The sequence below is a fragment of the Maribacter sp. genome (assembly GCA_020629415.1).
GTDB lineage: Bacteria > Bacteroidota > Bacteroidia > Flavobacteriales > Flavobacteriaceae > Maribacter > Maribacter huludaoensis.
The window spans coordinates 49,797-72,309 of the sequence record JAHDDL010000022.1; the positions used below are offsets into that span (position 1 = coordinate 49,797).

At 34.3% G+C, this 22,513-nt stretch carries 24 protein-coding genes; 13 read left to right on the forward strand and 11 right to left on the reverse strand.

What is annotated here, in order from left to right:
* Positions 1-353: 353 nt before the first annotated feature.
* The 11 genes from QZ657_RS10455 (at position 354) to QZ657_RS10505 (ending at position 9,852) form a co-directional block, all read left to right on the forward strand.
* The gene (locus QZ657_RS10455) at positions 354-683 is read left to right on the forward strand and encodes a HesB/IscA family protein (protein WP_058104477.1); all 330 of its coding nucleotides are present in this window, start codon (positions 354-356) and stop codon (positions 681-683) included.
* 42 nt (positions 684-725) lie between these two features.
* On the forward strand, positions 726-1,091 hold the full coding sequence (locus QZ657_RS10460) for a four helix bundle protein (RefSeq protein WP_291966749.1): 366 nt from the start codon (positions 726-728) through the stop codon (positions 1,089-1,091).
* Between the two features lie 40 nt (positions 1,092-1,131).
* Complete coding sequence (gene sufB / locus QZ657_RS10465) at positions 1,132-2,577, forward strand: Fe-S cluster assembly protein SufB (protein WP_291966751.1); 1,446 nt, start codon at positions 1,132-1,134, stop codon at positions 2,575-2,577.
* Between the two features lie 60 nt (positions 2,578-2,637).
* Positions 2,638-3,390 (forward strand): Fe-S cluster assembly ATPase SufC, encoded by a 753-nt coding sequence (sufC, locus tag QZ657_RS10470; RefSeq protein WP_276470455.1) that lies wholly within the window; start codon positions 2,638-2,640, stop codon positions 3,388-3,390.
* 78 nt (positions 3,391-3,468) lie between these two features.
* Positions 3,469-4,785 (forward strand): Fe-S cluster assembly protein SufD, encoded by a 1,317-nt coding sequence (gene sufD, locus QZ657_RS10475; RefSeq protein ID WP_276470454.1) that lies wholly within the window; start codon positions 3,469-3,471, stop codon positions 4,783-4,785.
* A 142-nt stretch (positions 4,786-4,927) separates the two neighbouring features.
* Positions 4,928-6,142, forward strand: coding sequence for an aminotransferase class V-fold PLP-dependent enzyme (locus QZ657_RS10480; protein WP_291963638.1), 1,215 nt, complete (start codon positions 4,928-4,930; stop codon positions 6,140-6,142).
* Positions 6,143-6,248: 106 nt separating this feature from the next.
* Positions 6,249-7,316: a zinc metalloprotease gene (locus QZ657_RS10485; RefSeq protein WP_291963639.1), complete on the forward strand. Its 1,068-nt coding sequence runs from the start codon at positions 6,249-6,251 to the stop codon at positions 7,314-7,316.
* 243 nt (positions 7,317-7,559) lie between these two features.
* Positions 7,560-7,985 carry a SufE family protein gene (locus QZ657_RS10490; RefSeq protein WP_291963640.1) on the forward strand — a complete coding sequence of 142 codons (426 nt, stop codon included), beginning with the start codon at positions 7,560-7,562 and terminating at the stop codon, positions 7,983-7,985.
* 5 nt (positions 7,986-7,990) lie between these two features.
* Positions 7,991-8,323 (forward strand): SUF system Fe-S cluster assembly protein, encoded by a 333-nt coding sequence (locus QZ657_RS10495; RefSeq protein WP_036151130.1) that lies wholly within the window; start codon positions 7,991-7,993, stop codon positions 8,321-8,323.
* Between the two features lie 29 nt (positions 8,324-8,352).
* Positions 8,353-8,859: a DUF2480 family protein gene (locus QZ657_RS10500; protein WP_291963641.1), complete on the forward strand. Its 507-nt coding sequence runs from the start codon at positions 8,353-8,355 to the stop codon at positions 8,857-8,859.
* Between the two features lie 72 nt (positions 8,860-8,931).
* Complete coding sequence (locus QZ657_RS10505) at positions 8,932-9,852, forward strand: DUF3078 domain-containing protein (RefSeq protein ID WP_291966755.1); 921 nt, start codon at positions 8,932-8,934, stop codon at positions 9,850-9,852.
* A 280-nt stretch (positions 9,853-10,132) separates the two neighbouring features.
* Here QZ657_RS10505 and hflX read toward each other — a convergent pair whose 3' ends face one another.
* Complete coding sequence (hflX, locus tag QZ657_RS10510) at positions 10,133-11,344, reverse strand: GTPase HflX (protein WP_291966756.1); 1,212 nt, start codon at positions 11,342-11,344, stop codon at positions 10,133-10,135.
* A 165-nt stretch (positions 11,345-11,509) separates the two neighbouring features.
* Here hflX and QZ657_RS10515 point away from each other — a divergent pair, with 165 nt between their 5' ends.
* Positions 11,510-12,487 (forward strand): endonuclease/exonuclease/phosphatase family protein, encoded by a 978-nt coding sequence (locus QZ657_RS10515; RefSeq protein WP_291966759.1) that lies wholly within the window; start codon positions 11,510-11,512, stop codon positions 12,485-12,487.
* Between the two features lie 163 nt (positions 12,488-12,650).
* Positions 12,651-14,849 carry a S8 family serine peptidase gene (locus QZ657_RS10520; protein WP_291966761.1) on the forward strand — a complete coding sequence of 733 codons (2,199 nt, stop codon included), beginning with the start codon at positions 12,651-12,653 and terminating at the stop codon, positions 14,847-14,849.
* Between the two features lie 102 nt (positions 14,850-14,951).
* Here the strand turns inward: QZ657_RS10520 and QZ657_RS10525 are convergent, their stop codons facing one another.
* The 10 genes from QZ657_RS10525 to QZ657_RS10570 form a co-directional block, all read right to left on the reverse strand.
* Positions 14,952-15,461 (reverse strand): DUF3124 domain-containing protein, encoded by a 510-nt coding sequence (locus QZ657_RS10525; RefSeq protein ID WP_276470445.1) that lies wholly within the window; start codon positions 15,459-15,461, stop codon positions 14,952-14,954.
* Positions 15,462-15,553: 92 nt separating this feature from the next.
* On the reverse strand, positions 15,554-16,276 hold the full coding sequence (locus QZ657_RS10530) for a 3'-5' exonuclease (RefSeq protein WP_291966763.1): 723 nt from the start codon (positions 16,274-16,276) through the stop codon (positions 15,554-15,556).
* A 329-nt stretch (positions 16,277-16,605) separates the two neighbouring features.
* The gene (locus QZ657_RS10535; RefSeq protein WP_291966765.1) at positions 16,606-17,385 is read right to left on the reverse strand and encodes a tetratricopeptide repeat protein; all 780 of its coding nucleotides are present in this window, start codon (positions 17,383-17,385) and stop codon (positions 16,606-16,608) included.
* Positions 17,369-17,791 carry a hypothetical protein gene (locus tag QZ657_RS10540; RefSeq protein WP_291966767.1) on the reverse strand — a complete coding sequence of 141 codons (423 nt, stop codon included), beginning with the start codon at positions 17,789-17,791 and terminating at the stop codon, positions 17,369-17,371. The genes QZ657_RS10535 and QZ657_RS10540 overlap by 17 nt, the downstream gene beginning before the upstream one ends.
* Before the next feature lie 81 nt (positions 17,792-17,872).
* The gene (locus QZ657_RS10545; protein ID WP_291966769.1) at positions 17,873-18,367 is read right to left on the reverse strand and encodes a hypothetical protein; all 495 of its coding nucleotides are present in this window, start codon (positions 18,365-18,367) and stop codon (positions 17,873-17,875) included.
* 215 nt (positions 18,368-18,582) lie between these two features.
* Positions 18,583-19,464: a PhzF family phenazine biosynthesis protein gene (locus QZ657_RS10550; protein WP_291966771.1), complete on the reverse strand. Its 882-nt coding sequence runs from the start codon at positions 19,462-19,464 to the stop codon at positions 18,583-18,585.
* A gap of 62 nt (positions 19,465-19,526) precedes the next feature.
* The gene (locus tag QZ657_RS10555; protein ID WP_291966773.1) at positions 19,527-20,057 is read right to left on the reverse strand and encodes a sigma-70 family RNA polymerase sigma factor; all 531 of its coding nucleotides are present in this window, start codon (positions 20,055-20,057) and stop codon (positions 19,527-19,529) included.
* 231 nt (positions 20,058-20,288) lie between these two features.
* On the reverse strand, positions 20,289-20,768 hold the full coding sequence (locus tag QZ657_RS10560; protein WP_291966775.1) for a DUF695 domain-containing protein: 480 nt from the start codon (positions 20,766-20,768) through the stop codon (positions 20,289-20,291).
* 154 nt (positions 20,769-20,922) lie between these two features.
* Positions 20,923-21,711, reverse strand: a complete 789-nt coding sequence (locus QZ657_RS10565; RefSeq protein ID WP_291966776.1) for a DUF2971 domain-containing protein — start codon at positions 21,709-21,711, stop codon at positions 20,923-20,925.
* 46 nt (positions 21,712-21,757) lie between these two features.
* Entirely contained in the window at positions 21,758-22,447 is a 690-nt protein-coding gene (locus QZ657_RS10570) for an SH3 domain-containing protein (protein ID WP_291966777.1), read from the reverse strand.
* Positions 22,448-22,513 lie beyond the last annotated feature (66 nt).

Consider the following 22,513-nt stretch of genomic DNA (forward strand, 5'->3'; position numbering starts at 1 on the left):
GGTACTAGTTGTTGATTGTTAGTTGATTAAGATGTTTGATTGAGTTTTACATTTGATAACAAAATTGTTTTAAAGGCGCATCATGTTAATTGTTGACGGTCTATGATTATAAGGTGTTTTACAGTGGGTAAGTATTAAATTTCTTAGGTATATACAGGCACATCATGTTTTTACTAAAGTGAATTTTGAGTAGTAGATTTATAAAAAAAGATAGCATAAAAAGATAATAATGCTTCTGTTTGAAACTATAGTATTTCTCTATTAGAATATACTTTATAATAATGTTAGGTTCTATGGTAAAAACCTACTTATAACGTATATTTGTAAACTATTTTAGATTAAATCGGGATATTATGATTCAAGTATCAGAAACGGCTAAACAGAAAGTCATCAGCCTTATGACAGAAGAGGGTTTTGATGCTTCTAAAGATTTTGTGCGTGTTGGTGTTAAGAGTGGCGGGTGTAGTGGATTATCTTACGAGTTAAACTTCGATAATAAGAAAGATGAAGCTGATAAAGTGTTCGAAGACAATAACGTACGAATTATCGTAGATAAAAAGAGCTTTTTATATTTAGTAGGAACTGTGTTGGAATACTCAGGTGGTCTAAACGGAAAAGGATTTGTTTTTAACAACCCTAACGCACAAAGAACCTGTGGTTGTGGCGAAAGTTTTTCATTATAAAATAAAGCAAAAAGAGAAAAAAGGAAATAAGTAAAGGTTATTATGTATAGTTCTTTTGAAGATTTAGAAGTATACAAATTATCTATAACGTTTACAGGGAATATCTATAGTTTGCTAGAAAGGCAACCTCTGAAAAATGATTTTGCAATGGTTGATCAATTAAGAAGAGCAACAATTTCAATTTCAAATAATATTTCCGAAGGTTTTGAACGAGAAACGGATAAGGAATTGATTAGGTTCCTATATTTTGCGAAAGGATCTTCAGGAGAAGTGAGAAATCTTTTCAATGTAATGGAGAAAGTAGGATATTTTGATAAAAGGGAATTAATAGAGTATAGAGCGCAAATTGTGGTAATTTCAAAGCAGCTAGCAAACTATATTAAATATGTTAAGAGGAGATGTAGTTAATTTTTAACTCATTAACTTTCAACTTATTAACTATAAATATATGGCATATACAGAAGAAGAATTAAAGAAAGAACTGGAAACCAAAGAATATGAATACGGTTTCTATACAGATATTGAGTCCGAAACGTTTCCCAATGGTTTAAACGAAGAGATTGTTATTGCTATTTCTAAGAAAAAAGGAGAGCCGGAATGGATGACGCTTTGGAGATTGGAGGCTTTTAAGTACTGGAAAGAAATGGTGGAACCTGAATGGGCAAATGTTCATTATGAAAAGCCTGATTTTCAAGTGATATCTTACTACTCTGCCCCAAAGAAAGCAGATCCGAATAAAACTTTAGATGATGTTGATCCAGAGTTGTTGGAGATGTACAAAAAGTTGGGAATATCTGTGGACGAGCAAAAGAAACTTCAAAACGTTGCGGTAGATATTGTAATGGATTCCGTATCCGTAGCAACAACATTTAAGAAGACTTTGGCGGAAAAAGGTATTATTTTCTGTTCTATTTCAGAGGCTATAAAAGAGCATCCTGAATTGGTAAAGAAATATATTGGTTCTGTTGTTCCCCAGAGAGATAACTTCTATGCCGCTTTAAATTCCGCTGTTTTTTCAGATGGTAGTTTCTGTTATATTCCTAAAGGTGTTCGTTGTCCAATGGAATTATCGACATACTTCAGAATTAACCAAGCAGGTACAGGTCAGTTTGAGCGTACCTTGGTTATTGCAGATGAAGATAGTTATGTAAGTTACCTTGAAGGTTGTACAGCACCTTCTAGAGATGAAAACCAACTGCACGCTGCGGTTGTAGAACTTATTGCTTTAGATGGCGCCGAGATTAAATATTCAACGGTACAGAACTGGTTTCCTGGTAATAAAGAAGGTAAAGGTGGTGTGTACAACTTTGTAACCAAAAGAGCTTTGTGTGAAAAAAATGCAAAGGTATCTTGGACACAGGTTGAAACAGGTTCTGCAGTTACCTGGAAATATCCTTCTTGTATCTTAAAAGGGGATAATTCGATTGGTGAATTTTATTCTATTGCAGTAACAAACAATTACCAACAAGCAGATACAGGAACTAAAATGATCCATATTGGTAAAAACACCAAGAGTACCATTATTTCTAAAGGTATTTCTGCAGGTAAATCTCAAAATAGTTACCGTGGACTGGTGCAGGTGAACAGCCGTGCAGAAGGTGCACGAAACTTTTCTCAATGCGATTCTTTGTTGATGGGTAATGAATGTGGTGCACATACTTTTCCATACATAGAAGCAAAGAATAAGAGCGCTATGATAGAGCATGAGGCTACTACCAGTAAAATTGGTGAAGACCAAATATTCTATTGCAACCAGAGAGGTATTGATACAGAGAAGGCGATTGCATTAATTGTAAACGGTTTTAGTAAAGAAGTACTAAATAAGCTACCAATGGAATTTGCTGTAGAGGCCCAAAAATTATTGGAAATTAGTTTAGAAGGTTCTGTAGGATAAATAATAATTAAGATTTTTAGTAAAACGCCATAGGCGCCACAATATTTAAAGTAACATATTATGTTGAAAATTAAAGATCTGCATGCTAATGTAGAGGATAAGGAAATATTAAAAGGAATTAACTTAGAGGTAAAGGCAGGTGAGGTACATGCCATAATGGGACCAAATGGTTCAGGTAAGAGCACACTGGCTTCTGTAATTGCCGGAAACGAAAATTTTGAGGTTACCAAAGGCTCTATTGAACTTAGTGGTGAAGATTTAGAAGATGTTTCTCCAGAAGAAAGAGCGCATAAAGGTGTTTTTCTTTCTTTCCAATATCCGGTTGAAATTCCTGGTGTTTCCGTAACCAACTTTATGAAAACGGCTATCAACGAATCTCGTAAGGCAAAAGGTTTAGAGGACATGCCTGCAAAGGATATGTTGAAATTAATTCGTGAGAAATCTGAGTTACTTGAAATTGACCGTAAGTTCTTATCTAGATCTTTGAACGAGGGATTCTCTGGTGGTGAGAAAAAGAGAAACGAAATTTTTCAAATGGCAATGTTAGAGCCTAAAGTTGCCATATTGGATGAAACCGATTCTGGTTTGGATATTGATGCCTTAAGAATTGTTGCTAGTGGTGTAAATAAGTTAAAGAGTAAGGATAATGCCGTAATCTTAATTACACACTACCAACGTTTGTTAGAATATATCGTGCCAGATTATGTACATGTTTTGCACAATGGTAAAATTGTGAAATCTGGTGGTAAAGAGCTTGCACTAGAGTTAGAAGAAAAAGGATACGACTGGTTAAAGCAAGAAACAGCGGTGTAATTAAGTATACAGTATTCAGTGGCAGTAATCAGAGATTATAACTGCCAACTGCTACTGCAAACTGGCAACTGAAAAAATATGGATTTAAAAGATAAATTGATTTCCTCTTTTATGGCGTTTGAGAACAACGTGGATGTAGAGCATCCGGTACATGATGTTCGTATGGCGGCCATAAAAAACTTTGAGGAAAAAGGGTTTCCTTCTAAAAAGGAAGAGGCTTGGAAATATACTTCGTTGAATAGTATTCAAAAAATAGATTTCAGCATATTTCCAAAAAAAGAAAATGCGTTGGAGTATAAGGATGTAAAACGCTATTTTATCCACGAAATAGATACCTATAAGATTGTTTTTGTGGACGGTATTTACAGTTCTTACCTTTCTGAAACTACGCATGACGGTGTAGATATTTGTTTAATGAGTGCCGCACTGACCAAACCGATGTATAAACCGGTTATAGATGTGTATTTCAATAAAGTAGCATCTAAAGACGAGTCGTTGACTTCATTGAATACGGCATTTAGTAGAGAAGGAGCTTATATTTACATACCTAAAAATAAAATGCCTAAAAAACCAATTGAGATTTTGCATTTCTCTACGGGTAATGAGGCATCTTTATTATTACAACCAAGAAATTTAATTGTAGTAGAAGAAAATGCTGAGGTTCAAATAATCGAACGTCACCAGAGTTTAACCTCTAACGAGGTACTTACCAATGCGGTTACGGAAATTTTTGCCGCTAAAAGTGCTATCGTAGATTTTTATAAGATTCAGAACGATGTTGAATCTGCATCATTAATTGACAATACCTATATTGATCAGAAAGACAAAAGTCTTGTAAAAGTACATACGTTCTCTTTTGGAGGTAAATTGACACGTAATAACCTCAACTTCTATCAAAACGGGGAGTATATAGACTCTACCATGAAAGGTGTTACTATATTAGGAGAAAAGCAGCATGTAGATCATCACACTTTAGTACATCATATAGAGCCAAATTGTGAAAGTCATCAAGATTATAAAGGAATCTATGGTGATGCTTCTACAGGTGTTTTTAACGGTAAAATCATCGTTGATAAAATAGCTCAAAAGACCAATGCTTTTCAACAGAATAATAACATTCTAATTAGTGATAAAGCTAGCATCAATACAAAGCCTCAATTAGAGATTTTTGCAGACGACGTAAAATGTTCTCACGGTTGTACTATTGGTCAATTAGATGAAGATGCATTGTTCTACCTACAATCTAGAGGTATTCCACAGAAAGAAGCAAGAGCATTATTGATGTATGCGTTTGCAAATAACGTTTTGTCTTCTGTTCGTATACCAGAATTAAAAATTAGAATTAATAAATTGATTGCAGAAAAACTAGGGGTAAACCTTGGGTTTGATTTGTAAAATATTTCTATAGTAAGATGTATTTTAAGGATAGTTATTTCGTTAACTATCCTTTTTTATTTTAATCCGATGATGAACAAAATCATATTTCAATAATAATTGTTTTCATTATCGGGTATCTTTGTATATAAGAAGATTGACTATGTTAGATATTAAAAAAATAAGGGAAGATTTTCCAATACTTAAGCGTCAGGTAAATGGTAAGCCATTAGTTTATTTGGACAATGCCGCTACATCACAAACGCCACAACAGGTTATTGATGCTATTGTAGATTATTATCAGAACTACAATGCCAATATACATCGTGGGGTACATACGCTTTCTCAAGAGGCTACAGATAAGTATGAGCAGGCTAGATTAAAAATTCAGAAGCATTTTAATGCCGCCAAATCTTATGAAATCATATTCACGTCCGGAACAACGCATAGTATAAATCTTGTTGCCAACGGATTTTCCTCACTCATAAAGAAAGGAGATGAGGTTATAGTTTCAGCAATGGAGCATCATTCTAATATTGTGCCATGGCAAATGTTATGTGAACGTACAGGGGCTGTTTTAAAGGTAATACCTATGAATTTGGATGGAGAATTGCTAATGGATGTTTATGAAGATTTACTATCGGATAAGACTAAGCTGGTTTTCTGTAATCATATTTCGAACGCGTTGGGTACTATTAACCCTATTGAAGAGATTATTGAAAAAGCACATGCAGTAGGTGCAGCCGTATTAATTGATGGGGCACAGGCTGCTCCGCATTTAGTTGCTGATGTACAGGCATTAGATGTTGACTTTTATACCTGCTCGGCTCATAAAATATGTGGACCAACAGGTGTTGGTATGCTATACGGTAAAGAAGAGTGGTTAAATAAATTACCACCGTACCAAGGCGGTGGTGAAATGATTGCCGAGGTAACTTTTGAAAAAACGACCTATGCAGATTTGCCGCATAAATTTGAAGCGGGTACGCCTAATATTTGTGGTGGTATTGCTTTTGGTGCCGCTCTAGACTATATGAACGCTATTGGCTTTGAAGAAATTGCCAAATATGAGCATGAGTTGTTAGAATATGCCACACAGGAGTTACTGAAGATAGAAGGACTAAAAATTTACGGTACGGCAAAAAACAAGACTTCTGTTATTTCTTTTAATATAGAAGGTGTACATCCATATGATATGGGTAGTATTTTAGATAAGTTGGGTATTGCGGTACGTACCGGGCACCATTGTGCACAACCTATAATGGATTTCTTTAAAATACCAGGTACGGTGCGGGCAAGTTTTGCTTTTTACAACACAAAGGAAGAAGTAGATGTGTTGGTACAAGGTGTATTGAAAGCTAAAAGCATGTTGCTTTAAAGCTTATTAATTATTTAATCATTATTGGTCTTATCGTAACATTTCTTTAACATAATGTTAATATTTTGTATATTAGGTCACACTAATTATAATACATTAACTATTTATGAAAAAAGTAATTCTAAGCGCAGCTTTACTAGGCTTGTTTCTAGTCTCTTGCGAAAATGATTCCCCTAACATTGATGATACTGTAGAAGATTTTCAGGAAGTACAGATAGATATGAGCGACTTTAGCTTATATGTCGATCAAGATGATATTGCAGGTAAATCTGCCAATAGTATTGAAAAATGTGTTTCTATGAAAAACTTGGAATACAGATTGTCAAAAAATAAAGGTCTGGCTAAAAAGATGTATGATATTGAATACAATACTCGTAAAGCTATTGCATTAAAAAACCAAGGGAAAGGTAAACCCGGAGGAGGAAATGGTGGTGGAGGAAGTACACCCACAATATTTGAAGGGTCAATTACTATTCCTGTAGTTGTTAATATTATAGAACAGTTTTCAGGACAGGTTACCCAGAACCAAATCAACTCTCAGATAAGAGTTCTAAACGAGGACTTTCAAAATAATAATAGTAATACGGTTGGGGTTCCTTCGGAATTTGCAGGTCTTGTTGCAGATGTTGATGTTGCTTTCGTATTAGCAGGTGTCAATAGAGTAGTAAATACCAAAGCATCTTGGGGAACTAATGATGCTATGAAAATCCCTTCTCAAGGTGGTATAGCACCAACAGATCCATCTAGTAACTTGAACTTATGGGTTTGTGAAATAGGTGGTGGTATACTTGGTTATGCACAATTTCCTGGTGGCTCAGAAGCTACTGATGGTGTTGTAATCGGTACCAATTTCTTTGGAGAAACCAATGCTGGAGGTATTTATGGAAAAGGACGAACCGGAACTCACGAAGTAGGACATTGGCTGAATCTTCGTCATATTTGGGGTGATGGCAGATGTAATAGAGACGATTTCGTTGCGGATACACCTTCTTCAGATGCTCCTAACTATAACTGTCCATCATATCCTACAGTAAATTGTAGAACTGCGGATATGACAATGAATTATATGGATTATGTTCAAGATGATTGTATGTATATGTTCACTGCTGGTCAAAATGATCGTATGAGAGCATTATTTGTTGCAGGCGGACCAAAAGAAAGCTTTGTAAATTAAATACGGTTAAAGCTATTTGATATTTAGGGACATCTTAAAAGATGTCCTTTTTTGATTTAAAAATTCTGAGAATGTAAAATTTTAAGTCCGTGTCAAAAGTAATTTTCTCTATTTGTTAATTTTAAATAGTACTTTAAAAAAGGTTTTAAATAGAAAAAATTACTTTAATTAATTAAATAAGAGCTATTGCCAAAACTGTTGATTGGCATAATTACTTGTTGTAATTTTGCATAAAATAAAGCAATGGAAATTAAAGAGATACAAGAAGAGATTATTGATGAATTTTCCATGTTCGATGATTGGATGCAGCGGTATGAGTATATGATTGAGTTGGGCAAATCTTTGCCATTGATCAAAGAAGAATTCAAGACCGATGATAATATTATAAAAGGTTGTCAAAGCAAGGTTTGGGTACATGCGGAGCTTATGGATAATAAGTTGGTTTTTACCGCGGATAGTGATGCTATTATTACAAAAGGTATTATTGCCATTTTAATAAGGGCGTTCAGTAATCAAAAGCCACAGGATATATTAGATGCTGACACTGAGTTTATTGATGAAATTGGATTAAAAGAGCATTTATCGCCTACGCGGGCAAATGGTTTGGTAAGTATGATCAAACAATTGAAGTTATACGCAGTGGCGTATCAAACACAAATTGAAGAATAGAAATTATGAGTGACGAAAATATAGCAGAGGATAGTGCAGAATTAGGGGAGAAAATCGTTAAGATCTTAAAGACCATTTATGACCCGGAAATTCCTGTAGACATCTATGAATTAGGTTTAATTTATGATGTTTTGGTAAACGAGGACAATGAAGTAAAGATTTTAATGACCCTTACTTCTCCTAATTGCCCCGTAGCGGAAAGCTTGCCTGCAGAGGTTGAAGAAAAGGTAAAATCTTTGGATGCCATCAAAGATGCAGAGGTAGAAATTACTTTTGATCCACCTTGGACCCAAGATTTAATGAGCGAAGAAGCGAAATTGGAATTAGGATTACTTTAATCATAAAAAGCAATTGATAACTTGCTTCTATGGAAGATGAAATTGTAAATAAAGTTGCCCAAAGCAAATTGATCACCTTTAACCTTGAGGATTACTACCCAAAAGGGGAAAGAATGGTTTTGGACATTAAAGACTGGCTGTATGAGGGCTTTATTCTCAAAGAAAAAGAATTTAGAGCCTTTGTTGATGCCCATGACTGGTCTCGGTATAAAGATGCTTACGTTGCCATGCATTGTTCCACAGACGCTATAATACCTGGCTGGGCATACTTATTGCTAAGTGTAAAGCTTAGCGGTATAGCCAAAAAAGCTATTCAAGGTAGTTTGGTAGATTTAGAAACAAGTATATACCAAAATGTTATTGAAAATATAGATGTTTCTGATTATCAAGATAAGTTGATCATTATAAAAGGCTGCAGTAAAAAACCTGTTCCTGCCAACGCTTATTTGTTTCTAGCAGAGCGTTTAAAACCAGTTGCAAAGTCCATTATGTATGGTGAGGCATGTTCTTCTGTGCCATTATATAAAAGAAAATAACATAATCGTGTTAAAAGAAGTTGCGAAGTATTATTACCTTTGCGCCACTATAAATTATAAACATTAATTATTATGAAGAAAATTGTATTAACTCTAGCCCTTGCATTTGTTGCAACTGTTGGTTTTTCTCAGACAGAAGAGGAACTAAAAGGTCAATTAAGTGCAGCAAAAGATTCTATCGCGGCTATTCAAGGAAGAGCTGACGCTATTCAAGGTGCTATAGATGCATTGCCAGGATGGAAAAAAGGTGCATTCGGTACTATCGGTGCCAACTTAAGTAGCTTTAACAACTGGTACGGTCAAGGTACTCCAGATTTATCTTCTGGTAACATTGGTGTAACCGTAAACGCTTTTGCTAATTTAAACGAGGAGAAATTCTTCTGGAGAAACTCTGGTAACATTAATTTAGGATGGGTAAAGTTTGACGATAAGAACGATCCTACAGATGATGATAGCTTTAAACAAGGTACAGATGTATTCAATATTACTTCTCTTTACGGAAGAAAGCTTAGTGAAAAATGGGCTATTTCTGGTTTAGGCGAGTACAGAACCACAATATTGAACAACTTTAACGATCCAGGATACCTTGACTTAGGTGTTGGTGCTACTTGGACTCCTATTGCAGATTTAGTAGTTGTAATACACCCATTAAACTACAACTTTGTATTTAGTGATAACGATGCAGTTTTTGAGTCTTCTTTAGGTGCTAAAATAGTTGCTGATTATACAAAACAAATAGGTGCGGTTAACTTTAAGTCTAACCTTTCTATGTTCCAAAGCTATAAGAGCGGTGATCTTTCTAACTTAACTTGGATCAATTCATTTGGTTACACCTTATGGAACGGTATTGGTTTAGGTTTTGAATTTGGTTTGCGTGATAACAAGCAAGAAGCTTTAAATTTTGCATTGACTGATAACGTAAATGAAACGTTCGATACTGTTGACAATAAGTTACAAACGTATTTCTTAGTTGGTCTTAACTACTCTTTGTAGTCTTAGATAGTATTTTAAATATTAGTATATATTAAAAAAGCCCTCTAATTAGAGGGCTTTTTTCGGTTAAGTATTATCGTAAAATTTGGGGTTTTACTTTTTAGTTTTCATAAGTTAAATATCGATTTGGGGTCAAGACTTATCTTAAGTACACTGTAAAATTAATGCATAAGGTCTTGTTGCAAACAATTTATGTTGTGAACTGATCGCATAATGTGGTGAGATTTATCATCGGTTTAATTTCATCGATGAACTACATCTTTTCACTTATAATTGGGTTCTAATACTGATCTAAATGTTCTGGATAAAGAAAATTATTATAAGGAAAACGGGTTACGTGAATATCTCTGACTTCATCATAAACACGTTTTCTAAACTCATCTAGGTTCTCTTTATTCAATGCAGAAATAAAAATGACACGGTCGCCTACTTTTTCCATCCATGTTTGTTTCCAGTCATTAATGGTAAAATGCTTTCCGGTACGTTCGGTGACCAGATCATCATCATCAATAGTTTCGTGTTCATATTGATCGATCTTGTTGAAGATCATGATGCTTTTCTTATCTGAACTTTTAATTTCGGACAAAATTTGGTTTACAGATTCTATATGCTCCTCAAATTGCGGGTGGGAGATATCCACTACATGTAATAATAGATCTGCCTCCCTTACTTCATCTAAAGTACTTTTAAAGCTTTCCACTAATTGTGTAGGCAGTTTTCTTATAAATCCTACCGTATCACTTAATAAGAACGGTAAGTTCCCTATAACTACCTTTCTTACCGTAGTATCCAAGGTGGCAAAAAGTTTGTTCTCTGCAAATACATCACTTTTACTAATGACGTTCATTAAGGTAGATTTACCAACATTGGTATAGCCAACTAAGGCAACACGGACCAAAGCACCACGGTTGCCCCTTTGGGTCTCCATTTGTCGGTCAATTTTTTTCAGCTTGTTTTTAAGTAGTGTAATACGATCCCGTACAATACGTCTATCCGTTTCAATTTCCGTTTCCCCAGGTCCGCGCATACCTATACCACCTTTTTGTCTTTCAAGGTGAGTCCATAGACCAGTAAGTCTTGGCAGCAAATATTCATATTGTGCTAGCTCTACCTGGGTTCTAGCGTAACTTGTTTGTGCACGTTGAGCAAAGATGTCCAATATTAAACTGGTACGGTCAATTATTTTACATCGTAATTGTTTTTCTATATTACGTTGTTGACCTGGGGTAAGTTCATCATCAAAAATAACGGAACCTATTTTGTGTTCTTCTACATAACGTTCCACTTCATCCATCTTACCGCTTCCTATAAGAGTTTTTGGGTTGGGTACATCCATTCGTTGTATAAAGCGTTTGGTAACTTCACCACCGGCCGTATAAGTAAGAAACTCTAGCTCATCTAGATATTCGTTTACTTTTTCCTCACTTTGTTCTTTATTGATAACACCAATAAGAACCGCTTTTTCATAATCAATACTCTTCTTTTCTATCATAATACCGTAAAGTGCAAAATTAAGCAATTACCGATAAGCTATTTTGTATTTTTAATGGCTCGATAATCGAGATAGTATACATTAAGACATTCTTCAAAATTTCAATTTTTTTATATGGAATTTCAAATGGTTGAATCTTAATGAAGTTACCCATTAAAAAGAAACATGCGATTTTCATTTTTTAAGAAAAAAACTAAAAAACAGCGCTATTCGGTTGCGTTCTACAATTTAGAAAATCTATTTGATCCAGAACGTAATACCAAGATTTTGGACAAAGATTATACACCAAATGGAGCAAAAAAATGGACAATGGAACGATACCATCGAAAACTTTACAAATTATCTAAGACCATTTTTAAGATCGGAGAGGAGGATCATCCTTACCCACCTGTTTTATTAGGTGTTGCCGAAGCTGAAAATAAGAGTGTATTCAAAGCATTGTTAGAAACTAAAGCTTTGAAGGATATAGATTATGGATTTATACATTATGATTCTCCCGATGAACGCGGTATAGATACGGGGCTTATTTATCGCAAACGCTTTTTTAACGTGCTGCATTCAGAACCCTTAACGTTAATGGTAGATAATGCCGGTGGGGTAAGGGATACTACAAGAGATATACTATATGTAAAAGGCGAATTAAATAAAGAATTGGTGCATGTATTTGTAAACCACTGGCCCTCTAGACGAGATGGCGGGGTAGAGACAGAATACAAAAGGGTTATTGCCGCAAATGAAATTGTTCAGAAAGTTGATATTATAAAGGAGACAGAATTAGACCCCAATATTATTGTCATGGGCGATTTTAACGATGATCCCTCTTCAAAAAGTATGCAGATTTTAAAATCAGAGGCAGCTTTGTTCAATCCTTTTGAGACTTTACACATACCTGAAACTACGGGGTCTTCTGTATATGGTAATAAATGGAACATGTTCGATCAAATTTTGGTGTCGAATTCCTTTTTTAATTATCAAAAGAATACACATAGTTTTGATAATGCTGCCATATTTGATCATAAATCATTAAAGGAGAAGAAAGGAAAATATAAAGGATCACCTTACAGAACATTCGTTTCTGATCGATATATGGGTGGTTATAGTGATCATTTTCCGGTGTATGCCATGTTTACTTTTAATTCTTAAAAGCTTCGTTAATCGAGAGAATAATCTTACACATCGCAAATTGATGTTTTCACAACAGGTTCAACATTATGTTTAGGCATTTCGTCGAATAAAACTGTTCATTCATCGAAACCATAAACAAGGTTGGTATTATTGTAGTCCAAATCTTACAAAAAACCTACAGATGAATACGTACATTACCACCGATCGTACCTATAGTATCTTGTTTATACTATTCTTTGTTATCACGACAGCAAATGTCGCAAACGGACAAATCTCAACAGAGCGTCTTAAAATTAAGGCTAACAACAAGAAAATTGAACTTGCGAAATTCAAGTCTAATTTGGTTTCCGAGTATGACCTTGAAAGGACACATCTTAAAGAGGTAGCAAAGTTGAATAACTGGAAAGTCAAAGAAACTTTGGCTAACGGCAAAAAAATAGAGCTACAGGCTATTGGCGAAGATGGTAGTCCTTTGTATTATGAAACTTATGCTGACCAGGCCGGTGTAGTTTCTAGGGCAAGTGCATTAAATACAGATGGTCTATTGGGCTTGAATTTAGATGGTGATGGAATGGAAGTAGGTGTTTGGGATGCCGGTGTTGCCTTAACAAATCATGTTGAATATACATCTAGAGTTACAATAGGCGATAAAAGCACAGATGTTGATGCGCATGCAACCCATGTAACGGGTAGTATTATTTCTACAGGTATTAAAAGAGATGCTAAGGGCGTAGCCAATAAAGCTAAGGTAGTATCTCATGATTGGACAAGGGATAAAATTGAAGTTACCGAAGCTGCTGCCGAAGGTCTTCTTCTTTCTAACCATTCTTATGGTATTAAGGCCAGTCGTGTACCAGACTGGTATTTTGGTGCCTACACCAAAGTAGCACAGGATTGGGACAAGATTATGTACAATGCCCCTTATTATCTTATGGTCACCGCGGCCGGAAATGCTCAAAAGAACAGGGATAATCTAGATCCTATATATGGTCAATCTGCAGATGGTTTTGATGTACTATTAGGATTTACCATTGCAAAAAATAATATTACGGTTGCGGGAGCAAATTCTAAAGTTGATGCCAATGGAAATTTAAAAAGAGCAGATGTTTGTACCTATAGTAGTTTTGGTCCTGTTGATGATGGTAGAATAAAGCCGGATATTGCCGGTAACGGTGGTACCGTTCTATCTACTGATGCTGCTAGTAATACAAGTTATGAGACTTCTTCCGGTACTTCTATGGCTACGCCAGGTGTAACAGGATCCTTGTTATTGTTGCAACAGTACCACAAAGAATTATATGATACCTATATGAAAGCGGCAACTTTAAAAGGTCTTGCCCTACATACGGCAGATGATATAGACGCCTTAGGGCCGGATTATAAAATGGGATGGGGTATCATGAATTCTAAAACTGCTGCCGAACTATTGAACAACAAAGATTTTTCTAGCCATGTTTCAGAAGAATCGTTAGAAACCGGTAGTTCATTTTCATTTGATGTTACCGCAGAAGGTAATGAAACCTTGATAGCTTCTATTTCATGGACAGATGTACAATCTAGTTTCATCAATTCAGGTGATTTGAACAATAATACTGCCGCATTGGTAAACGATCTTGATATTAGGGTAACAAAAAACGGACAAACATTTTTACCTTGGAAATTAAACCCTGCACAAGCAGAAAACAATGCAATTAAAGGAGATAATAAAGTTGATCCTTTTGAAAGAGTTGAAATACCTAATGCCAATGGTACGTACACCATTACGGTTACACATAAAGGAGCGCTTGTAAATGATATACAGGATTTTTCTTTGATCGTTACCGGTGTTGCTATGACCACTTGTTCCCTTAATGCGCCAGAAGTTAGTCTTAACGAGAAAAAGACTAGTAATGTTACCTTAGCCTGGAACGCTTCTGAAGAGGCTCTTTATGAAATTCAATACAAAGAGGTACATGAAGAAAATTGGACTACGGAATACATCTCTGAAAATAACTTTAGCTGGAGCAATTTGTTGACAGATGCTACATATTCATTTAGAACAAGAACGTTCTGTTCTCAAAATATAGCTTCTGAATTTAGTGAAGTGGTCACATTTACTTTTAAAGGGGAAGATACCGAGTTAGAAAAATTAAACCTTATGAACCAAGGGTCTGCGATACCGTTTAACGTTTATCCAAATCCTGCGGTAAATGAAATTCATTTGAACGTAAAAACTTCGGAAAATACGGTTTATAGAATAATGAGCGTAAGCGGCGTACCTTTAAAGACAGATAAAGCTACAAGTTCTATTATAGATGTTTCTGAACTACCATCTGGTCTGTATGTATTGCAAATTCAAGATCAAACACTAAGTAAAAGCACAAAATTTTATAAATATTAATAGGCTTTAATGGCACCGCTAAAGAGTACTATACCGCGAGGCTTACCTGGAATTTAAAAATCTGTTTCCTGTGAATGCTAAATGGGCTTGCCCTGAGGTGTTTTACTTAATTCTTCTGGATTGGGTGGTGAAGGAAAGACCTTGCTGCCCAACGGTGGAGTTCATAATGCCTTCAAATAATGGTTCTGGGCTTGTTTTGGGCGCATGCCATTCAAAAATAAAATTAGAACCTGTGCCGCCTTCAACATCCATCTCGTCAATAATGATTTCAACGGTTTCAAGAGGTGCCAAATAGATAGGGTGAGTAAAGTAGTTGCGTAAGGATACGCCATGCGTATCAAAATACTCTGCCTTGGTCAAGTATATAGTGTCCACATCGCTGGTATTTCGTAAACTGACCATAGCCGTTAAATTGTGTGTCTTATGTTCAGAACTGCTATAAATTTGGGAATAGATGGATAAGTATGATTTTCCGTGTTCTAAAGAATCCATAGTTTTTATGGTAGCCTTTCTCTTGGTCCAGTTTTCAGGATTTATAGAGCTTATTTCCTTTTCTTGCACACAGCTTGCTACTAAGACAATTACCGAGAATAATAGGATAACTTTTTTCATACGTATGGTTTGTTTAAAACAAATGATGGTACCAACAAAATTACACCATTAGTGCTGTTTTTATATCGGCTAGTGCTAATTTTTACGTCATGCTATTCATTAGCTACCTTCTTTACCTCTATATCGGTTAATAGCGGTTGATTTCTAAGCCTTAAATACACTTGTGCAGTTGTGAGGACATCTAACTCACAGTAGTTGACAATACGGTTTAAATTATTTTGCTCGTAATATACCACGCGCACCATACTGCCGTCAATATCTTCTTTGGGTGATGGTATGCCCAGTACATGTGCCATTAATTTTAAAGAGGTATAGTGCTTGTAATCACCAAACTTCCAAAGCTCCATGGTATCTATATGCGGAACTTCCCATGGTTTTTTGCCGAACAAGTCTAGTTTTTGAGGTAATGACATGCTGTGAATAATCATACGGCGAGCAATGTACGGAAAATCGAACTCCTTACCGTTATGGGCGCAAAGCACATGTTTGGCATGGTTAAAATGCTCGTCCAAAAGTTCCTTAAAATCCAGTAGTAGCTTATATTCTTCACCGTGAAATGTGGTAATCCTAAAATTTCTTGTATTGCCTTGAAAAGTAAAATAACCTACCGAAATACAAATGATTTTACCAAACTCTGCCCAAATACCTGCACGTTCATAAAAATCCTCTGCTGTAATTTCGTCTTTTCGTTGGTATTGAGATTTATGGGCCCACAATTCTTTGGTGGTATCATCCAACTGGTCAAAAGCACTTTTTTCTGGCACGGTCTCAATATCTAAAAACAAGATATTTTCAAGATGTATTTTATCGGGCATAGAAAGGTAAGATACTAATAAGTAAGAAATTATGGTAATTTTATTGTTGTCTAACTTACAATAGCTGTGTTTTTAATTCTTTGGCAATCTCACCGATCTAATTATATATGAAATGGTAAACCAACCAACCAGTCTGTTTTTTACTGCTAAAAGGAGCTGATAATTGTAGCAACTAACGACAGAAATTACAATTGTATCGACAAAATGCAAGGAGTTAGAAGATAAATGGGTGTTTTGGGTATTGAACAAACCAAGTGGTCTGTTTTTTGGAAGCTTATACGAACTGTTTCAGAACCCTTCTTCCTCCTTAACGCCTTTTTTGGGGCTTATTAGTTCTTTAAAGCACGTTTAAAATCCACTATTTCTGATAGGTAGATTTCATTCAAATATTCGTTGTAATAATCCTCTCTTTTAAAGGCTATATTACTTTCTGCTTTAAGAATATGGGCTTTGGCTTTCTCCAAATCCCCAAGTTTTTGATAGGCTTTTGCAATGCCGAAGTGCGACTCTGGTACGTTTTCCGATTGCTGTAATGCGCGTTCAAATTCGGTTATTGCTTTTTCGTAATTCCCCAATATATATTCGCAAAGTCCTAGGTAGACAAACGTGTGTATATCTACCCAATCTTCTTTTTGCGTTTTAATGTTACGGTTAAACATTTCAATAGCTTTTGGGTAGTCTTTTTTGCCGAAATAACATTCTCCACGTAAAAAGTCAATATCCTCTCCCCAAGGAGCATCAGTTACGTTTGGTGTAAGATTGTCAAGTCTATCAAAGTCAAGTAATGCTTTATCGTAATCACGCATTTTACGCAACCTGATCCATCCGCGATACCCTAAATGTTTAACGGGGTCTAGCTCAACAGCCTTGTCTAAATATTCAAAACCTTTACTGAAATCTCCGCCTTTATTAAAAGAAACGGAACGCTCCATCCAAGCATCGCTGTTATCCGGTGCATATTCAATTGCTTTTTCATAATGATGGATTGCTACAAGAAAGTCCGATTTCTCCATATCTGATTTTAAATGCCACCAAATGGTGGATCCAATAGCCAGAAATAGAATAATGGAAACTATAAATAGGAGTAGGTATTTAAAAAATTTCTTCAATTTTTCCGTTTTTAATTTTTAATTTAATGAGGTTGTAGGTCTTAAAATCTTTGTCTCTTTCCCAATCTGTTAAACTTAGTGCAATGGTTTCTAATTCTTTTATTAAAGTGCCATTATTGAAAACCGTAGGTTGATAATCTTCGTCAATTTGAAATGTTTCCATTTCGCAAAATTCACCTGTTTTGGTAATGTAAAGTTTCAATGTTATAAAACCGTTACTTGGTTGTATGTTGGTTTCGGTTAGTTGAATTTCTTTGAACGCCTTTCGCAGCGTTGGGTTTTCGCCTCTTATTCTGCTATTGATATTATTTGCCCAGTAAGGCATTGTATGTTCTTCGCAGTCGTTATTTTCTTGCGAAAGGGCTAGAAAGGGTAAAAAGGTTATTAGGAGAAAAAGTTTTTTCATTTGATGGGTAAGCTATATGGTTGGGCTAAAGGATAATTTATTTGGATTTATATATTGGTTTTTTATTGTATTAGATTTTGACTAATGAGCTTTTATAGATTTCTTTTTCAAAACTTGAATTATTTCATTTTCTCTTGCTTTGGATATATAAAATTCATCCGATTCTAATATAGATTTATGTGTAGTATGATTCTCTATAAATGGTATTATTTCAGATTTCACGTGCTTTAGCCATAGATTTACTGACGAGTTAAGTTCTTCTGCATTGTTTCCTTCAATAGGTTGAATTTTGGTTTTAGCAATTACTAAATATTGGTCATTGTATACATCTCCAATTTCATCGTCAAAATAGGTTATGGTCATATCATAATAGCCATATCCAAAAGTTTTGTATTCAAAAAAGATAAAAACGGATAATCCATTTCCTAATATTTTAAATAATCGCTTTGATGTTTTGGTATGTCTTTCAAAACCTTCCGATAGAAAAAAAGGAACAATCTTTTCGCTAAAGACTTTGTCAAATTCTTTTTTCCTATTCTTGGTTGTAAATACTTCGGGCATTTGTTTTTTATTCATGTTAACCTTTCAGTTAAGCGTAGTACATAGGTAAGAAAATCTTTCGTTTCCGCTTGCCTGCCGGCAGTCAGATCTGCGCACCAAGCTAAAGCTTTAGTTTTATTTTTTCGTGTCCAAAGCTAAATCCATTATATTTAGCGACTTTATAAATATACGCAGACCCTTGGTTTTAACCTAAAGCCCAAATTACGTAGCGGTTTTTTAGCACCAGGCTTTTAGTCGTCAATTACAACCTCCAATTGTCTGTTTAGTATTCCTTTTCCGCCAGCCATCAAATTTTTAATTTTTTGATCTACGATTCTTAAGTTCACAATAATTAAACTAGGTGAGGGGTCTTTCATATATTTTCCTTGTTGAATATGAAAAGAGTTTTTCTTGATATTTAAGATGTCAAATAAATAACAGGCAAGAGGGCCAGCTGCCATTCCTGTTCCTGATTCCTCTAATATTCCATAGCGAGGACCAAACATTCTCGAAGTAGCGTCAGACTCTGTATTTGTAGAGAATACATAGTAGCCTATTAAATCGAACGCATCGCTTACTTCACTGATCAAATCAAAATCAGGAATTATATTCTTTAAAATTTCATTGCTTTTAACCGGAACAAGTATAAATGAATTCCCTGTATTTACTAATTGAATTTGTGCATTTGGTATCAAATCACTTTTCTTTAATCCTAATGATTTTAAAACCACACTTTCTTTGTTACTTACATCTGTATATTTTGGAGCCAATTGTTCCATGAATGCTAAATCACCAATTAGTTCTATTTTTCTACTTCCATCAATAGTTTCTTTTGAAGAACTATCATTTTTTAAGGAGCCTATTTGTTTTAAATAAGAAAATGTTGCTACAGTAGCATGCCCGCAATGCGCTATTTGTTTAGTTGGAGTGAAGAAATCCAACTTAAAATCATCCGTCATAGATTTTGAAACAAAAGCAGTTTCCGATAAACCTACTTTTTTAGAAATCTCAAGTTTATTTTTATGAGATAAGTCATCTGCATTTAAAACTACACCAGCTGGATTACCGCCTTTGCCATTTTCTGCAAAAGCATTGAGAATTTGTACATTAATTACTTTTTTTGAACTGTCCATTTTATTTTTATTCTTATGTTTATAAGATGGACGTAATTAGTTTGAAAAAGACGTACTAAATTTTAATTATTTTCAAAATCTATTAATTTACCCGTACTATCCGATTCAACATTCGGGCAATCTAAAATGTTTTCTTTTAAAATCTTTTTAGCTTTTTGAACTCTTGATTTTGTGCCGGAATATGAGATCTTTAAGTGTTCTGCAAGTTCTTTTTGAGAGTAGTTTTTAAATACGGTTAAAATAATTGCTTCTTTATGTTGGGAAGAAAGGTTTTCTATTTTTTGATTGATACAATTAGTTAAGTTATTGTAATCAAAATTATCAACCTCCGTTTCTGGGATTTCTAAATTATTTATTGATACGTTTTTATTATTTACTTTTCTAAAGTAGTCAATAATGGTATTCCTTGTAATTTGATAAACCCAAGAAGTAAGATTGGAAGTATGTTTTAGTTGATGGATTTTGGTTTGAACTTTTATAAAAACCTCCTGATGAATATCTTTTGATGTTTGTTCATCTTTTATTTTACCTAAAATGAATTTATAAAGTTCTTCATTTAAGTCAATCCAAATCGTATTAATTTCAGTTTTCACAGTGTTGTTTTTAGCTTGTTCCGTTTTTGGCTAAGCGTAGTGCGGAAGTCAGGAAACAATTGGTTTCCGCCTGTCTGCCAGTAGGCAGGTCTGCGGACGAAGCTAAAGCTTGTTTTTATTTTTCTTGTCCAAAGCTAAATCCATAAGATTTAGCGACTTCATAAATATACGCAGACCTTTTGATTTTAACCTAAAGTCCGCATTACTTTGAAGTTTTGTTACCAAAAGTTTTTATCCCAAATTCTTTATGATTCGCTTATATTCTTTCCAATTTGGATCCTTATTAAAGCCGCAACCAAATTCAACAATTTTATTTTCGTCCTCAAACATCTCAGTTAATTTTTTTGAGGCAAACTCAGCATCATCAACATAAACATCCATTATAAATCCAAAGTCAGTTGCTACTCTTGAAACTGGATGAGTTACGCAGCCTTTTTTTAATTCTTCCACCAAATAATCCTCAACAGTTCCATAATCTAATTCATCATTATCTTCAGGAATCTCTACTGTAAATTGCAAATTAAAAGGGCAGCATCTTTTAAATTTATATTCAACATATCCCATATCCACCCATCCTGTTGCAGGCATTCCGTTTTCTGATTGGGTCATAACAACAGAAATAGAGTTTTCAGGATAAATGTCAGCTTCATTTTTAAAGTTAGAGCAGTCCACCTTTTCTTTATTTAAACTAAAAATGTCGAATAATCCCATGATTAAATTTAAATTATCGCTAACTTATTGATATATGGTTAGTTGCTTGGTTAAGCAACTAAGTTAACAAACAAACCAGAAATAGAAAATTCCAGCGGAATTTTCGTAAGTCGGCAGTGAACTAGCAATTAATTTAATACGGTGTTAGCCAAAGTTATTTTATTAATTCTCGCTTCAACTTAAACATAAAAGGTTCTTTTGATAATTGATAAACCTTAATTTTTTTCAGATTACAAATTTTCAATATTTCTGTTTTATCATTATTAGGTATTTCAGTGCCAAGAATGATTTCAGAAATAAATTCATCTGGGTATTTTATTGTTCTATCTTTTTTGGACAGCCCTTCCAATTTTAAATTAACTAATCTAAATTCTTCTTCATATTCCCATTCAACTGATTTGTGTCCAAGTTGTAAGAACGAATCCTGAATTGGTTCTATTTTTTTTAAAGGATTTCTTTCAGGAAACTTTGTAGAATAATTGACCTCAAATCCTGCTCCAAAAAGATTAGAATCTCTCATTCTGTCCTCATTAAAACCAATACAAAAACCTTTATGATTATTTCCATAATGTGACCACATTAATAAAGAATTCCATTTTTTTGATAGAGATAAAATTCCATAACAATCATTGGTTTGCTGGAAAAAATGCTTTTCGTGGTCAAGTTGTACTTGTTCAGGATTGTCAAATCTTTTTTTAAAATTATCATTAATTTTTTCAATATCACTTTTGGTTAACTTATTTAGTTTATCCTTGTGTTTAGACTCAATATATTCCATAAACTGGTCTATTTTTTCTTGAGTGTTTAGTAAGTGATAATTTTCAGGAATTCGACAATCAAACGGGTCATTAAAAGAACCTGGTGATGCCATAAAGATTTCATTTTCTGTTAAAATCTTTTTATGATAAATATCTGCCCAATTTCTATATTTATATAATATCACAGATTCTATTTTATTCTCATTTTAGGTTAATTTTGGCTACAGTTTTTTAACATCCTGGTTCTTGAAAAAATGATATGACTTTCCATTCTCCATTTACTTTAGCAATTGTCATTTCCTTAATCAATTCGTAAGATGTCAAATCTGCTGAAACATAACCTATTTCTCCTGTTTCAAGTTTTATTTCCAGCCAATTTATTCCATCAACGGTTTGATAAGTCGTTTTTTTAGTAGTCAGCATGTTGCAATCACAGTTAAATTTTTCAAATGATGCTTTTCTAATTACTTTAGCTTTTAAACTTGGCTTTTCTCTAATATTTACATTTTCTCCAAGAATTATTACCTCATTGTCTGAATCAACGTTCTTTAAGTAAGAAGGTCCGTAAAAAATTATTGAGTCGTGCGGAACAATTCTTTCAGGATTTTCGTCAACAGCTCGGATAAATCCAAATCTTAATATTTTGAGCATATCATTCCAAGATTCCTCTGCGCCTTCTTTGAAATAGTATTTTAAAAAGTCCGTTTGGTTACATCCCGGATAACCGCAAACATCTTTACTTTCATAAACTCTTTCAGCAAGAAATTCCTTTAACTTGGTCGTATCTTTTTTTATAACACAATTCAATAACTCATTCTTGAATTTTAAGAAGTCTAAATCCAAGTATGATTCATCATTTATCAGTTGAGCATTTGCACTGAAGCAAAAAAGCCCGATTAATATGTAAATTAAGTTTCTCATTCAAATTGCACACAACGGTCTCGGCTCGTATGTTTGATTTTCAGTTTGAATATACTATTAATTATA